The 14,845-nt window shown below is 70.8% G+C and carries 13 protein-coding genes; 10 read left to right on the forward strand and 3 right to left on the reverse strand.

The features are described 5' to 3' along the window. Positions 1–5 precede the first annotated feature (5 nt). On the forward strand, positions 6–587 hold the full coding sequence (locus EUA06_RS03225) for a cytochrome b/b6 domain-containing protein (RefSeq protein ID WP_129473535.1): 582 nt from the start codon (positions 6–8) through the stop codon (positions 585–587). 14 nt (positions 588–601) lie between these two features. On the opposite strand, the gene trxA is transcribed toward EUA06_RS03225, so the two are convergent. Genes trxA through EUA06_RS03240 form a run of 3 tightly spaced genes read right to left on the reverse strand, consistent with a single transcriptional unit; the run spans position 602 to position 2,709 of the window. After that, positions 602–1,282 (reverse strand): thioredoxin, encoded by a 681-nt coding sequence (gene trxA / locus EUA06_RS23280; RefSeq protein WP_129473536.1) that lies wholly within the window; start codon positions 1,280–1,282, stop codon positions 602–604. A gap of 51 nt (positions 1,283–1,333) precedes the next feature. Next, complete coding sequence (locus EUA06_RS03235) at positions 1,334–2,023, reverse strand: MBL fold metallo-hydrolase (RefSeq protein ID WP_129473537.1); 690 nt, start codon at positions 2,021–2,023, stop codon at positions 1,334–1,336. Then, a complete protein-coding gene (locus tag EUA06_RS03240) occupies positions 2,017–2,709 on the reverse strand; it encodes a maleylpyruvate isomerase family mycothiol-dependent enzyme (RefSeq protein ID WP_165354236.1) in 693 nt (230 codons plus the stop codon). Before EUA06_RS03240 ends, EUA06_RS03235 begins: the two co-directional genes overlap by 7 nt. A gap of 160 nt (positions 2,710–2,869) precedes the next feature. On the opposite strand from EUA06_RS03240, the gene uvrA reads away from it, so the two are divergent. From uvrA to gap, 9 genes are all read left to right on the forward strand, one after another. Next, complete coding sequence (gene uvrA / locus EUA06_RS03245) at positions 2,870–5,908, forward strand: excinuclease ABC subunit UvrA (protein ID WP_129473539.1); 3,039 nt, start codon at positions 2,870–2,872, stop codon at positions 5,906–5,908. Between the two features lie 41 nt (positions 5,909–5,949). Then, positions 5,950–6,417, forward strand: coding sequence for a Rieske (2Fe-2S) protein (locus tag EUA06_RS03250; RefSeq protein WP_129473540.1), 468 nt, complete (start codon positions 5,950–5,952; stop codon positions 6,415–6,417). A gap of 102 nt (positions 6,418–6,519) precedes the next feature. Further along, the gene (locus EUA06_RS03255; protein ID WP_129473541.1) at positions 6,520–7,317 is read left to right on the forward strand and encodes a hypothetical protein; all 798 of its coding nucleotides are present in this window, start codon (positions 6,520–6,522) and stop codon (positions 7,315–7,317) included. Beyond that, positions 7,236–8,735: a hypothetical protein gene (locus EUA06_RS03260; RefSeq protein WP_129473542.1), complete on the forward strand. Its 1,500-nt coding sequence runs from the start codon at positions 7,236–7,238 to the stop codon at positions 8,733–8,735. The genes EUA06_RS03255 and EUA06_RS03260 overlap by 82 nt, the downstream gene beginning before the upstream one ends. A gap of 60 nt (positions 8,736–8,795) precedes the next feature. Then, the gene (uvrC, locus tag EUA06_RS03265; RefSeq protein WP_129473543.1) at positions 8,796–10,772 is read left to right on the forward strand and encodes an excinuclease ABC subunit UvrC; all 1,977 of its coding nucleotides are present in this window, start codon (positions 8,796–8,798) and stop codon (positions 10,770–10,772) included. Between the two features lie 4 nt (positions 10,773–10,776). Beyond that, entirely contained in the window at positions 10,777–11,646 is an 870-nt protein-coding gene (gene rapZ, locus EUA06_RS03270) for an RNase adapter RapZ (RefSeq protein WP_129473544.1), read from the forward strand. Position 11,647: 1 nt separating this feature from the next. Next, positions 11,648–12,616, forward strand: coding sequence for a gluconeogenesis factor YvcK family protein (locus EUA06_RS03275; protein WP_129473545.1), 969 nt, complete (start codon positions 11,648–11,650; stop codon positions 12,614–12,616). 54 nt (positions 12,617–12,670) lie between these two features. Further along, entirely contained in the window at positions 12,671–13,657 is a 987-nt protein-coding gene (whiA, locus tag EUA06_RS03280; RefSeq protein WP_129473546.1) for a DNA-binding protein WhiA, read from the forward strand. 191 nt (positions 13,658–13,848) lie between these two features. After that, positions 13,849–14,844: a type I glyceraldehyde-3-phosphate dehydrogenase gene (gene gap, locus EUA06_RS03285; protein WP_129473547.1), complete on the forward strand. Its 996-nt coding sequence runs from the start codon at positions 13,849–13,851 to the stop codon at positions 14,842–14,844. Position 14,845 lies beyond the last annotated feature (1 nt).

Below are 14,845 nucleotides of genomic sequence, written 5' to 3' on the forward strand. Positions count from 1 at the left end.
CGCCCATGTCGGACACGACGGCGAGCGCTGAGGAGACCGTTCGCGGCTACCGCTGGTCGCAGAAGGCGATGCACTGGCTGACGGTCGCCGCGGTGGCCGCGCAGCTCGCGGTCGGCTACAACCTCGACCTGGACGGGCCGGACTGCGACCCGCCCGGCGAGGAGCGCAGCGGCGGTGACACCAGCGACGCCTTCGAGGACCGGCTGGACCGGCTCGAGGACGCGTGCGAGGCCCGGGCCGGCGACTACGACCTGGTCGGTGGCAGCTTCGACCTCGCCGAGCTGCACCTGGCGCTCGGGCTGGCGGTGCTGGTCCTCGGCGTGCTGCGACCCCTGCTCCGCAAGGTCGCCGGGCTGCCGCCTTGGTCGGAGCACCTCTCGGCCGGTCAGCGGCGGCTCGCCGGCCTCACCGAGAAGTCGCTGATGCTGCTCCTCGTGGTGGTCCCGCTCTCGGGGATCCTGCTGATCGGCACCGGCGACGACTCGTGGCTGCCGCTGCACATCGGCGCGCACGTCGCCTTCTTCGCCGCGCTGGCGGCGCACCTCGTCACCAACCTCAGGCCGGCGATCCTGCGCCGGATGCTCTGACCCTGCCAGTCGGCTCAGCGGTCGAGCGGCCAGCCGCGCTGCGCCCAGCCGTTGGTGCCGCCGGCGACGTTGAAGGCGTCCAGCCCCTGCGCCCGCAGGTGGTCGACGACCTGACGGCTGCGACCTCCGACCGCGCAGATGACGAAGACGGGCTGGTCCTGCGGCAGCTCGGTCGCGCGGGCCGGGATGTCGTTCATCGGGATGTGCACCGCGCCGGGCACGCGCCCGCCCGCCACCTCGTCGGCCTCGCGGACGTCGACGACGTACGCACCCTGGCTGTGCGCCGCGGCGAAGTCGTCGAGGCCGACCTCGTCCTGCGGTGCGTTCCCGGCGGCCTCCTGCGCGGCAGCGACCTCCTGGCGTACGGCGTCCATGTCGAGCTCGCGGGCCTGGGCGATGACGCCGCTGAGGGCCTGGGGCGGCAGCGCGCCGGCCTGGTTGAAGAGGAGCACGCCGTCGCGGAAGAGCATGAGGGTCGGGATCGACGTGATCGCCGCCATCTGGGCGAGCTGCTGCTCGGACTCGGTGTCGACCTTGCCGAAGACGATGTCGGGGTTGTCCTCCGACGCCTTCTCGAAGACGGGGGCGAACTGGCGGCACGGCCCGCACCAGGCAGCCCAGAAGTCGACGAGCACGATGCCCTCGCCGCTCACGGTCTGCTCGAAGTCGGCCAGGGTCAGCTCACGCGTGCTCATGTCGTCAAGCGTGCCACGGAGCATGTGAATTCCGGTGATCGAGTATCGAGATCACCAACCGCGCTCGCGCCACTCCGCGAGGTGAGGGCGCTCGTCACCGAGCCGGCCGTCGTTGCCGTGGCCGGGGTAGAACCACGTGTCGTCGGGCAGCCGGCCGAAGATCTTCGTCTCCACCTCGCCGACCAGCTGGGCGAAGGCCGCGGCGTCGCCGAACGTCGCGCCCACGCCACCGGGGAAGAGGCAGTCGCCCGTGAAGAGGTGCGGGCTGGGCGCGATCGCGGGGTCGTCGAGGAGGAGGCATATGGAGCCGGGCGTGTGGCCGGCCACCGGGATCACCTTCAGGTCGCACGGACCGACCGCCACCTTGTCGCCCGCGTCGACGCGTCGGTCGACGGTGACGCCGGTCTGCTCCTCGATGGCGTCGGCATCGGGGGCCCCGGCGACGACGATCGCCCCCGGGTGGGCGGCCTTGACCGCGGCCAGCGCGCGGTGGTGGTCCCAGTGCTGGTGCGTGGTCACGATCGACAGCAGCGACGTGCCGCCGATCAGCTCGAGGAGCCGCTCGGGCTCGGCGGCCGCGTCGATCAGCACCGCCTCGTCTGTCACCGCGCAGTGCAGCAGGTAGCAGTTGTTGGACATCTCGGGATCCACGGCGAGCTTCGTGACGGTCAGGTCGCCCAGGACGCGCACGTCCGGGTCGCCGCCGGGGGAGACCTCGCCGGTGTAGCTCTCGTTCACCATGACTCCACCTCCGGGAGAGTGCCGTTGTCGGTCGTGACGCCCTCGCTGGTGCCGCGGCCCGTGAGCCACCAGCCGATCGCGGCGGACGTACCGGTCACGACGGGTCCGCCGTCACCGTCCCCGTAGCGCCAGGTGCGGTCGAGGTCGGAGGGCCGGGCGGCGAAGGGCACGGCGTAGGGGCGCTTGGTCATCGACTCCAGCAGCACCTCGCGGAACCCCTCGGGCCAGTCTGCGGCGGCGTAGCCCGCGTCGAGGTCGGCGTGGTGGATCTCCACCTCGCGCAGCCGCATGAGCGGCACGTTGGGCAGGGCGAAGTCGGGGCTGCCGGGCGTGCGCTCGAAGCGTCCGTCCCAGTCGGCGTCGTGCATCGCGGCGAGCGCCTCGGAGAAGAGGGCTGTCCCGGCCAGGAACCGCTCCCGCAGGTCGGCGGGCGCTGCCGTCGCGAGGTCGGCGATGTCGGTGTCGCGGCCCTCCGGCGAGGCGTACATCGGCTGCGGCTGCCGGACGTGGGCGCCGTGCAGGACGCCCGCCAGGCCCTCGGCGTTGAGCGCGAGGTGCGCGACGACGTGTGACCGTGACCAGCCGGGCAGCAGGGAGGGCTGGGCGTACGCCGCGTCGTCGAGACGGTCGACGGTGCGGACGAGCGCCTGGTCGGCGTCCGCGAGCAGCCCAGCGAGGTCGGTCACGCGACCATCGTGCCACCTCCGACCACCACCCCGCTGGGTGGACGATGGGCCCGTTGTCGGTGGTGGGTCATAGTGTGGAGCGGTGCGTCGGCTTGACCTCGGCGCGCCATCGAGACGAACATGTGTTCGACTCCGCCAAGCCGCCAAGCAGAGGACCACAGTGGCCGACCAGCTCATCATCCGGGGCGCCCGTGAGCACAACCTGAAGGACGTCTCGCTCGACCTCCCGCGCGACTCCCTGATCGTGTTCACCGGTCTCTCCGGGTCGGGCAAGTCCAGCCTCGCGTTCGACACGATCTTCGCCGAGGGCCAGCGCCGCTACGTCGAGTCGCTCTCGGCCTACGCGCGCCAGTTCCTCGGCCAGATGGACAAGCCCGACGTCGACTTCATCGAGGGCCTGAGCCCCGCGGTCAGCATCGACCAGAAGTCGACCTCGAAGAACCCGCGCTCCACCGTCGGCACGATCACCGAGGTCTACGACTACCTCCGCCTGCTCTACGCGCGCGCCGGCCGCGCCCACTGCCCGACCTGTGGCGCCCCGATCGAGCGGCAGACGCCGCAGCAGATCGTCGACCGCATCCTCGGGCTCGAGGAGGGCCGTCGCTTCCAGGTCCTCGCGCCGGTCATCCGGGGCCGCAAGGGGGAGTACGTCGAGCTGTTCCGCCAGCTCCAGCAGCAGGGCTTCAGCCGGGCGCGCGTCGACGGCCAGACGCACGGCCTCGACGAGCCGCCCACGCTCGACAAGAAGCTCAAGCACACGATCGAGGTCGTCGTCGACCGCCTCGCGGTCAAGGAGTCCTCGAAGCGCCGCCTCACCGACTCCGTCGAGACCGCCCTCGGGCTCGCCGGTGGCCTGGTCGTGTTCGACTTCGTCGACCTCGACGCCAAGGACCCCGGCCGGGAGATGAAGTTCTCGGAGAAGATGGCGTGCCCCAACGACCACACCATCGACACCGACGACCTCGAGCCCCGGTCGTTCTCCTTCAACTCGCCCTTCGGTGCCTGCACCGTGTGCTCGGGCCTCGGCACCAAGATGGAGGTCGACCCCGAGCTGGTCGTCCCCGACACGGGTGCCACGCTCGGCGAGGGCGCGATCGCCCCGTGGAGCGGCGCCCACGTCGCCGACTACTTCCTCCGCCTCGTCAACGCGCTCGGCGAGGAGCTCGGCTTCGACCTCAACACCCCGTGGGACCAGCTCTCACCCCACGCGCGCACGTCCCTGCTCGAGGGCCACAAGACCAAGGTCCACGTCGTCACGAAGAACCGCTACGGCCGCCAGCGGGCCTACTACGCCGCGTTCGAGGGTGTCCGCCCCTATGTCGAGCGGCGCCACCGCGAGGCCGAGTCCGACACCAGCCGGGAGCGCTTCGAGGGCTTCATGCGCGAGGTCCCGTGCCCCGCGTGCCAGGGCACCCGGCTCAAGCCGGTGTCGGTGTCCGTGACGCTCGGCGCCCGCGACCGGGGTGGCAAGAACATCGCCGAGGTCTGCGCGATGTCGATCGACGAGACGGCGGAATACCTCCGCGCCGTCGAGCTCTCCGCACGTGAGCGCCAGATCGGTGAGCGGGTGCTCAAGGAGATCCAGGAGCGCCTGCGATTCCTGCTCGACGTCGGCCTCGACTACCTCTCCCTCGACCGGCCCAGCGGGTCGCTGTCCGGCGGCGAGGCCCAGCGCATCCGGCTCGCGACACAGATCGGCGCCGGCCTCGTCGGCGTGCTCTACGTCCTCGACGAGCCGTCCATCGGTCTCCACCAGCGCGACAACAAGCGCCTCATCGAGACGCTGCTCCGGCTCAAGGACCTCGGCAACACGCTCATCGTCGTCGAGCACGACGAGGACACCGTGCGGGTCGCCGACTGGGTCGTCGACATCGGTCCGGGCGCCGGCGAGCACGGCGGCCAGGTGGTCCACTCGGGCTCGGTCGAGGACCTGCTCACCCACCCCGACTCGATGACCGGGCAATACCTCTCCGGTCGCCGCGAGATCCCCGTCCCGGCCGTACGCCGTCCGCGCACCGTCGGCCGCGAGCTGACCGTCCACGGCGCCCGCGAGCACAACCTGCAGAACGTCGACGTCAGCTTCCCGCTCGGCGTCTTCACCGCCGTCACCGGCGTCTCGGGCTCCGGCAAGTCCACGCTGGTCAACGACATTCTCTACACCTCGCTCGCCAAGCAGATCTACAACGCCCGCACGGTGCCGGGGCGGCACACCAAGATCACCGGCCTTGAGCACGTCGACAAGGTGATCCACGTCGACCAGTCGCCGATCGGCCGCACCCCGCGGTCCAACCCGGCGACCTACACCGGCGTCTTCGACCACATCCGCCGGCTCTTCGCCTCGACCCCCGAGGCCAAGATGCGCGGCTACCTCCAGGGTCGCTTCTCGTTCAACGTCAAGGGTGGGCGCTGCGAGGCCTGCTCCGGCGACGGCACGATCAAGATCGAGATGAACTTCCTGCCGGACGTCTACGTCCCGTGCGAGGTGTGCCACGGCGCGCGCTACAACCGCGAGACGCTCGAGGTCCACTACAAGGGCAAGACCATCGCCGAGGTCCTCGACATGCCGATCGAGGAGGCCGCCGAGTTCTTCGCTGCCGTGCCCGCGATCGCGCGCCACATGAACACGCTCGGCGAGGTCGGCCTCGGCTACGTGCGGCTCGGGCAGCCCGCCACGACCCTGTCCGGCGGCGAGGCGCAGCGCGTCAAGCTCGCCAGCGAGCTCCAGAAGCGGTCGACCGGTCGCACGGTCTACGTCCTCGACGAGCCCACCACGGGCCTGCACTTCGAGGACATCCGCAAGCTGCTCCACGTCCTCTCCGGGCTGGTCGACAAGGGCAACAGCGTCCTGGTGATCGAGCACAACCTCGACGTCATCAAGACCGCCGACTGGCTCATCGACATGGGTCCCGAGGGCGGCTCGCGCGGCGGCTACGTCGTGGCCGAGGGCACACCCGAGCACGTCGCACAGGTCGAGGCGAGCCACACCGGCGCCTTCCTCAAGCCGATGCTCGAGGGCCGCGAGGCCAAGCAGCCCCGTGGCAAGGTCAAGCCTGTCGAGGTCACCCGACCGGTCACCAAGGCCGCGGCCAAGAAGGTGGCGGCAGCCGAACGGGCAGCCAAGAAGGCCGTTGCCACGAAGGCCACCGCGAAGAAGGCGCCGGCCAAGAAGGCCGCCGCCAAGCGGACGTCCACGAAGTAGTCACAGGTTCCTCCAAGGTTCGGGGGCTAATCTCTGGCCGCATGACCGCCATCAACCGACGACGTGCCCTCTCCGGATCCGCCGCAGTGGCGGTGGGTGTCCCGCTGCTGGCCGCGTGCGGCGACGACTCCACCTCGACCGCCACCGATCCCAGCTCCTCGAGCAGCCCGAGCGACGAGTCGTCGCCGAGCGATGATGGAGAGTCAGGGGGGTCGTCCGGTGGTGCTGCCCTCGCCAGCACCTCCGACGTACCCGTCGGCGGGTGCTTCGTGGTCGCCGCCTCCAAGATCGTGCTGACCCAGCCGACGGAGGGCGACTTCAAGGCCTTCACCGCGGTCTGCACCCACCAGGGCTGCCTCGTCGAGTCGATCACCGAGGGCGACATCCCGTGCCCCTGCCACGGCAGCACGTTCTCCCTCGACGACGGTTCGCCGCAGTCCGGCCCGGCCAGCTCGGCGCTCGCCGCCGTCGAGATCACCGTCGACGGGGACTCGATCACCCAGGCCTGACGCACCTGAGGTGCGTCCCGAGGTTTGAGCGTCGGTCCGATGAGACATGATGCTCCCCGACATGCCCGGACAGACGGGCGCAGGCACACGGGGGAGCACGACATGTCACGTCGATCAACACGTTCACGCATCACCAGCCTGACGGCCGCTGCCGTCACCGCCGCACTCCTGGTGCCGGCAGGGGGAGGCGCCAGCGCGTCCCCCGGCGCACCTAGAGGCGCGGCCCCGGACACCGTCGACGTCAGCGGCACGGTGGTCGTGCTCGCTGGCGAGGACGGCAACCCGGACCGCTACTCGCTGCTGCTGCCCTCCGGGCGCTCGATCGCGCTGGCGAAGGGCTTCACCGCCAAGCCGCTCTCACACTTCCGAGGCTCGGTGGCGTTGCCCGGCGTCGGCAGCGGCCGGGTCCTGACCGGGTCGCTGCGGACGCGGACGCTCGGCCGCGCGGCCGCCTCGGGCACGCCGCTCGACGTCGTGGACGCGCGCGTCTCGGCACCGTCGGCGCCGTCGCCCGGGCCCGCGCCCCACAACACCTATGTCGCCAAGGTGACCAACTTCGGCCCGATCGGCCTGACGGACCAGCAGATCCTCGACGGCCTGGCCGGCGCCCAGCAGTACTGGGTGCGCGAGTCGAGCGGCCTCATCCCGGCATGGGGCACGGCCTCGGCCGTGGTCCCTGTCGCAGCCGGAGCCGGGTCGGCGACCGACTGCGGGCTGAGCAACAACGGCGCCAGCTTCGGCGCCATCGCCGACAACGTCGGCGCCCAGGATTCCCCGGCATCGACTTCTCCGGCGGCTCGCCGAACCACCTCGTGGTCGTGGTGCCGGACGACTGCGGTGCCAACGAGGCGGCCGGGCGCGGCCGCCTCGGAACCTCGCTGGCCAGCGGAGGCCCGGTGATCATCGAGGCCGAGCCCGGAGCGGGCTTCCGCGTGATCCTCGAGCACGAGTTCGGCCACAACGTTGGTCTGCAGCACAGCAACAACCGGTTCCAGGAGTACGGCGGCAACTACGAGGTGATGGGCGCGGGCCCGTCCAACTACACCAACCCGGCGCTCGGCACCGTCTACCGGATGGAGCAGGGCATCCTCGGCGCCGGAGAGGCCGTCGACGGCCTCGCGGGAGGGTCGTGGAACCTCGCACCGCGATCGTCCGGCTCGGGCCTGCGGGGCGTGCACTTCATCAACCCCGACGACGGCAAGCGCTACTTCGTCGACTACCGCGACGGGGGTGGCGCCGACGCCGGCTCGTGGTACGCCGCCAACCGCACCGACTTCCCCGTCCGCGGCCAGCTGTACCGCACCGGTGTCGTGGTCGAGCGCGAGGACGCCCGCACCGGCTCGTTCCTCGTGGACACCAACGGGGCGGCCGCCGACACGGGCGCGATGCGTCCGGGCGACGCTCCGTGGGCCAACGCTTCCGGCACGCTGAGCGTCGCGGTGAGCGGGACGTCGACCATCACCATCGGCCGCGCACCCGCACCCAACGGCTCGCTCGGCGCCGGCTCGGTGACCTTCGGCAAGCCGACCGCGCTGACCGAGGTGAGCGCCGGGGCCAGCCTCCCGGGGGCCACCGCGGTGCGCTACCAGTGGACCTTCAACGGCCAGCCGATCGCCCAGGCGGACGAACCGACCTTCACTCCGTCGTTGGGGATGGTCGGCGGCACGCTCGGCGTGACCGCAACCGGCTACGCGGTCGGCTTCAACCCCAGCCCGGTGGCGACCGCTTCGCAGGTGGTCGCTCCGGCGACCTTCTACTACCGCAACGGCACGAAGTCACGGGTGACGATCGACGGCAAGGCGCGGGTCGGCCAGGTGCTGACGGCGTCCGGCCTCGACTGGGTCAGCGACCTGGGCAGCACGCCGCCCGGGCTCTCCCTGTCCTACAAGTGGCTCCGCAACGGCAAGCTGATCAAGGGCGCCCGCAAGTCGACGTACCGCCTCACCTTCCGCGACCTCAAGAAGCGGATCCAGGTGAAGGAGTACCCCTCGGCACCGGGGTTCGAGACAGGCGGCTTCACGCGGTCCGACACGACGCGGAAGGTGCGGATCGGCAAGCTCGCCTCGCCCCGCCCGAAGATCGGCGGCAAGGCGAAGGTCGGCAAGACGGTGAAGGCCCGCACGTCGGGGTGGACGCGTGGCACGAAGTTCCGCTACCAGTGGTTCGTCGGCAAGAAGGCGATCCGCGGGGCCAACGGCAAGAAGCTCCGGATCTCACGCTCGCTCAAGGGCAAGAAGATCGCGGTCAAGGTCACCGGCACGAAGAAGGGCTTCAAGAAGGCCAGCGCGAAGTCGCGGGCCACGAAGGTCAAGAAGTGACCGCAGGTTGAGCCCGACCGGGCGGTCCCCGCTGTCGGGGGCCGCCCGTAGGGTTTGACCGTGGCCACGCCGAGCTCCTATCGACCCGCCCCCGGGTCGATCCCCACGCAGCCGGGGGTCTACCGGTTCCGTGACGCCAAGGGCCGCGTGATCTACGTCGGCAAGGCCAAGAGCCTGCGGTCGCGCCTGTCGTCCTACTTCCAGGACATCGGCAACCTTCACCCGCGCACGGCCACGATGGTCACCACCGGCGCGAGCGTCGAGTGGACGGTCGTCGACACCGAGGTCGAGGCGCTTCAGCTGGAGTACAGCTGGATCAAGGAGTTCGACCCGCGCTTCAACGTGAAGTACCGCGACGACAAGTCCTACCCCTGGCTCGCCGTCACCGTCGGTGACGAGTTCCCCCGCGTGATGGTCGGTCGCGGCGCCAAGCGCAAGGGCACCCGCTACTTCGGCCCCTACAGCCACGCGTGGGCCATCCGGGAGACCGTCGACATCCTGCTGCGCGTCTTTCCGATGCGCTCCTGCTCCAACGGTGTCTTCAAGCGCTCCAGCCAGATCGGTCGCCCGTGCCTCCTCGGCTACATCGACAAGTGCGCGGCGCCGTGCGTCGGCAACGTCACCGGGGAGGAGCACCGCCGGATCGTCGACGACTTCTGCGACTTCATGGGCGGGCAGACCAAGCCGTTCATGGCGCGGATCCGCAAGGAGATGTACGCCGCCAGCGAGGCGCTCGACTTCGAGAAGGCCGCCCGGCTGAGGGACGACCTCGGCGCGATGGAGCGGGCGCTGGAGAAGCAGGCCGTCGTCCTCGGTGACGGTGCCGACGCCGACGTGATCGCGCTGGTCGAGGACCCGCTCGAGGTGGCGGTCCAGATCTTCTACGTCCGCGGGGGCCGGATCCGCGGTCAACGCGGCTGGGTCGCCGACCGCACCGACGAGGGTGGCACCCCGGAGCTCGTGCAGGACTTCGTCCTCCAGCTCTACGGCGGTGAAGGCGGGGACAGCATCCCGCGCGAGGTGCTGGTGCCGGCGCTGCCCCCGGACGCCGACGTGCTCGAGGAGCTGCTGACCGAGCGACGGGGGAGCAAGGTGGCGATCCGGGTGCCGCAGCGCGGGGACAAGAAGGATCTCCAGGCGACCGTGGCGAGCAACGCAGCCCAGGCGCTCGCGCTCCACAAGACCAAGCGGGCCAGCGACCTCACCACCCGCAACCGCGCGCTGGAGGAGATCCAGACCTCGCTGGGTCTCGACGAGGTCCCGCTGCGCATCGAGTGCTACGACGTCTCCAACCTCCAGGGCACCGAGGTCGTCGCCTCGATGGTGGTCTTCGAGGACGGCCTGGCCCGCAAGTCGGAGTACCGCCGCTTCGTGATCCGCGGCGTCGACGGGCAGAACGACGTCGCGTCGATGCACGAGGTGATCACCCGCAGGTTCAAGCGGCTCCAGGACGAGCAGGCCAGGAGCGAGACCGTCGCGACCGACTCGGGCCCGATGCTTGTCGATCCTGAAACGGGTCGCCCCCGCAAGTTCGCGTACGCCCCGTCGCTGGTCGTCGTCGACGGCGGACCGCCGCAGGTGGCCGCCGCCCAGCAGGCGCTGAGCGAGCTGGGGGTCAACGACATCCCGGTCTGCGGGCTGGCGAAGCGGCTCGAGGAGGTGTGGCTGCCGGGGGAGGAGGACCCGGTGATCATGGCCCGCACCAGCGAGGGCCTCTACCTGCTCCAGCGGATCCGCGACGAGGCCCACCGGTTCGCCATCAACCACCACCGCGGCCGGCGGTCGAAGTCGATGGTCGAGAGCATGCTCGACGACATCCCCGGTCTCGGCGAGGTGCGCCGCAAGACGCTGCTCAAGCACTTCGGCTCGCTCAAGAAGCTGCGCGAGGCCGAGCCGGAGGCGATCGCGCTCGTGCCGGGCATCGGCCCGCGGACCGCGACCGCGATCAAGGAAGCGGTCGCGAAGGCCGACGCGACCCGCAAGACTGCATCCCAGCCGAGGGTCAACACGGCCACCGGCGAGATCCTGGAGGACTGAGGACATGGTCGAGGCGACGCCCGGCGAGCTCGTGATCGTCACCGGCATGACCGGCGCGGGTCGCAGCACGGCGGCCAAGGAGCTCGAGGACCTCGGCTACTTCGTGGTCGACAACCTCCCGCCGACGCTGGTGCGTGACGTCGTACGCCTCGTCGACGACAGCCGCGGTGTCGAGCAGCCGATAGCGGTGGTGGTCGACGTGCGCTCGGGATCGTTCTTCGACTCGCTCCAGGCCAACCGCCACCAGCAGGTGACCGGCCGACCGACGACGCTGCTGTTCCTCGAGGCGAGCGAGGAGGTGCTGGTCCGCCGCCAGGAGGCCGCGCGCCGCCCGCACCCGCTCCAGGGCGGTGGCCGGCTGCTCCACGGCCTCCAGCGCGAGCGCGACGTGATGGCCGACCTCCGTGGCGACGCCGACGTCCTCCTCGACACCTCGAACTTCAACGTGCACCAGCTCCAGGACCGGATCACCGAGCTCTTCGGCAGCGACGCGTCGACGCGTCTCAAGGTGACGGTGATCAGCTTCGGCTTCAAGTACGGCATCCCCGTCGACGCCGACTGGGTGGCCGACATGCGCTTCCTGCCCAACCCCCACTGGGTCCCCGAGCTGCGCCCGCAGAACGGCCGCGACGCGGCCGTCGCGGACTACGTGCTCTCCCAGCCCGGCGCCGCCACCTTCCTCGAGCAGTACCTCCCGGTGCTCGGCACCGTCGCGCAGGGCTACCTCGTCGAGGGCAAGCGCTTCATGCAGGTCGCCGTCGGCTGCACGGGCGGCAAGCACCGCAGCGTCGCCATGACGGAGGTGGTGGCCGCGCGGATGCGCGAGGCCGGCTACTCCGTCCGCACCGCCCACCGCGACCTCGGCAGGGAGTGACGTGGCTCGCGGGACCGCGCAGGCCGCGGTCGCCCTCGGTGGCGGGCACGGGCTCTTCGCGACGCTGTCGGCGCTGCGCCGGCTCCACGACGACCTCACTATCGACGACCTCACCGCGGTGGTGACGGTGGCCGACAACGGTGGGTCGTCGGGCCGGCTGCGGGGCGAGTTCGGCGTACTGCCTCCGGGAGACCTGCGGATGGCGCTCGCCGCCCTGTGCGGCGACGACGAGTGGGGCCGCACCTGGGCCGAGGTCCTCCAGCACCGGTTCGCCGGAGAGGGCGAGATGCAGGGCCACGTGACCGGCAACCTGCTGATCGTGTCGCTGTGGGAGCTGATGGGCGACCACGTCCGCGCGCTCGACTGGGTCGGCCGGCTCCTCGGCGCCCACGGTCGGGTGCTGCCCATGGCCACCACGCCGATGGACATCTCCGCCCGCGTGCGCGGCGCGCGTCCCGGCCGCCCCGACGACATCACGGTCGTGCGCGGCCAGGTCGAGGTCGCCACGACCGACGGCCAGATCGAGTCCGTCGCGCTCGTGCCCGAGGACCCGGAGGCGTGCGAGGAGGCCGTCGACGCGATCCGTGCGGCGGAGTGGGTCGTGCTCGGCCCGGGCTCGTGGTTCTCGTCAGTGATCCCGCACCTCATGGTGCCCGGACTGCGGCAGGCACTGGCCGAGACCGAGGGCCGCCTCATCGTCGTGCTCAACCTCGAGGCCCAGGCGGGGGAGACGACCGGCTTCGGTCCCGCCGACCACCTCGCCGTGCTCTTCGAGCACGCCCCCGACCTCACCGTCCACGCCGTGCTGGTGGACCCGTCGGCGATGGCGGGCCAGCGCGAGCGGCTCGAGAAGGTGGTGGCCGATCGGGGGGCCCGGCTCGTCGTCGCCGACATCGCCGTTCCCGGTGAGCCGCGGCACGACCCCGACCGGCTGGCAGCCGCGTTCGGGCGGATCGTCGACGAGGGCTGAACGGGGCCACCTCGCCGGGCGAGGGTCGTTGACCAGCATGCGAGGATTCCGACCATGGCAATGACGGCACAGGTGAAGGCGGAGCTCGCCAACACCCAGATCACCAAGACCTGCTGCCGCAAGGCCGAGGTCGCCTCCATGCTCCGGTTCGCCGGAGGGCTCCACATCGTCAGTGGCCGGATCGTCGTCGAGGCCGAGCTCGACACCGGAGCGGCCGCGCGTCGCCTCCGCAAGGACATCTCCGAGGTCTACGGCCACCCGTCCGACGTCGTGATGGTGCAGGGCAACGGCATCCGCAAGGGCAGCCGCTACATCGTCCGGGTGACCAAGGACGGCGAGGCGCTCGCGCGCCAGACCGGACTGCTCGACCAGCGCGGCCGACCGGTGCGCGGCCTGCCTCCCGCGGTCGTCAGCGGCGGTGGCTGCGATGCGGTGGCCGCCTGGCGGGGTGCCTTCCTCGCCCACGGCTCCCTGACCGAGCCGGGTCGCTCGTCGTCGCTCGAGATCACCTGCCCCGGTCCCGAGGCGGCCCTCGCGATCGTCGGCGTCGCCCGCCGGCTCGGCATCTCGGCCAAGGCGCGCGAGGTGCGCGGCGTCGACCGTGTCGTGATCCGTGACGGCGACGCCATCGGCGCACTGCTCACCCGCCTCGGCGCCCACGAGTCGCTGATGGCGTGGGAGGAGCGCCGGATGCGCCGCGAGGTCCGCGCCACCGCCAACCGGCTGGCCAACTTCGACGACGCCAACCTGCGCCGCTCCGCCCGCGCAGCAGTCGCCGCCGGCGCCCGCGTCGAACGCGCGCTGGAGATCCTCGGCGAGGAGATCCCCGACCACCTGCGCCAAGCGGGTCACCTGCGCCTCGAGCACAAGCAGGCCTCCCTCGAGGAGCTCGGGCAGCTCCACGACCCGGTGCTCACCAAGGACGCGATCGCCGGCCGCATCCGCCGTCTGCTGGCGATGGCCGACAAGCGCGCGGAGGACCTCGGCATCCCCGACACCGAGGCCTCGCTGACCCCGGAGATGCTCGCCGAGGATGCGTGACCCGGACGTGACGGCGTACGTCCTGACGTGACGCTCGTCCCGAGTCTTGGAACGATCCAAAGTTACCTGTCCGTACCGCGGGAGACTTCGCTCGAAGCCCCCTCACGCAACCGATAGGGTCGGTTGCGGTCACCGAAGGCCAGATCGTCCACGGGGTCACTGAAGGCCCCACTCCAAGGAGACATGCACCCATGACCGTCCGCGTAGGCATCAACGGCTTCGGCCGCATCGGCCGCAACTTCTTCCGCGCCGTCCGCGCCTCAGGCGCCGACATCGAGATCGTCGGCGTCAACGACCTCACCGACAACGCGGTGCTCGCGCACCTGCTCAAGTACGACTCGATCCTGGGCCGCCTCGACGCCGACGTGTCGAGCGACGAGACCTCGATCAAGGTCGGCGACCAGACCATCCGCGCCTTCGCCGAGCGCGACCCCGCAAACCTCGGCTGGGGCGACCTGGACGTCGACGTGGTCGTCGAGTCCACCGGCTTCTTCACCGACGCCACCAAGGCCAAGGCCCACATCGACGCCGGCGCCAAGAAGGTCATCATCTCGGCGCCCGCCTCCAACGAGGACATCACGATCGTGATGGGCGTCAACCACACCGACTACGACGCCGCGTCGCACCACGTCATCTCCAACGCGTCCTGCACCACGAACTGCCTCGGCCCCATGGCGAAGGCGCTCAACGACGACCTCGGCATCGTCAAGGGCCTGATGACCACCATCCACGCCTACACCGCCGACCAGAACCTCCAGGACAACATCCACAAGGACCTGCGTCGCGCCCGCGCCGCGGCGATCAACCTGGTCCCGACCTCGACCGGTGCGGCCAAGGCGATCGGCCTCGTCCTCCCCGAGCTCAAGGGCAAGCTCGACGGCTACGCCATCCGCGTCCCCGTGCCCACCGGCTCCGCCACCGACCTCACCTTCGAGGCCGGCCGCGAGACGACGGTCGAGGAGGTCAACGCGATCATCGAGAAGGCCGCCGACGGCCGCTTCCTCAAGTACTCCACCGACCCGATCGTGTCCTCCGACATCGTCACCGACCCCGCGTCCTGCATCTTCGACGCCCCGCTGACCAAGGTCATCGGCAACCAGGTCAAGGTCGTCGGCTGGTACGACAACGAGTGGGGCTACTCCAACCGCCTCGTCGACCTGATCGGTTTCGTCGGCGAGACCCTCTGAC

The sequence above is a fragment of the Nocardioides glacieisoli genome, from assembly GCF_004137245.1.
Classification (GTDB): Bacteria; Actinomycetota; Actinomycetes; order Propionibacteriales; family Nocardioidaceae; genus Nocardioides; species Nocardioides glacieisoli.

Bases quoted from the DNA above. Each gene is read 5' to 3' on its own strand.
- EUA06_RS03225 (WP_129473535.1), top strand. From the start codon at position 6: ATGTCGGACACGACGGCGAGCGCTGAGGAGACCGTTCGCGGCTACCGC.
- EUA06_RS03250 (WP_129473540.1), top strand. From the start codon at position 5,950: ATGACCGCCATCAACCGACGACGTGCCCTCTCCGGATCCGCCGCAGTG.
- EUA06_RS03255 (WP_129473541.1), top strand. From the start codon at position 6,520: ATGTCACGTCGATCAACACGTTCACGCATCACCAGCCTGACGGCCGCT.
- EUA06_RS03235 (WP_129473537.1), bottom strand. From the start codon at position 2,023: ATGGTGAACGAGAGCTACACCGGCGAGGTCTCCCCCGGCGGCGACCCG.
- gap (WP_129473547.1), top strand. From the start codon at position 13,849: ATGACCGTCCGCGTAGGCATCAACGGCTTCGGCCGCATCGGCCGCAAC.
- whiA (WP_129473546.1), top strand. From the start codon at position 12,671: ATGGCAATGACGGCACAGGTGAAGGCGGAGCTCGCCAACACCCAGATC.
- trxA (WP_129473536.1), bottom strand. From the start codon at position 1,282: ATGAGCACGCGTGAGCTGACCCTGGCCGACTTCGAGCAGACCGTGAGC.
- rapZ (WP_129473544.1), top strand. From the start codon at position 10,777: ATGGTCGAGGCGACGCCCGGCGAGCTCGTGATCGTCACCGGCATGACC.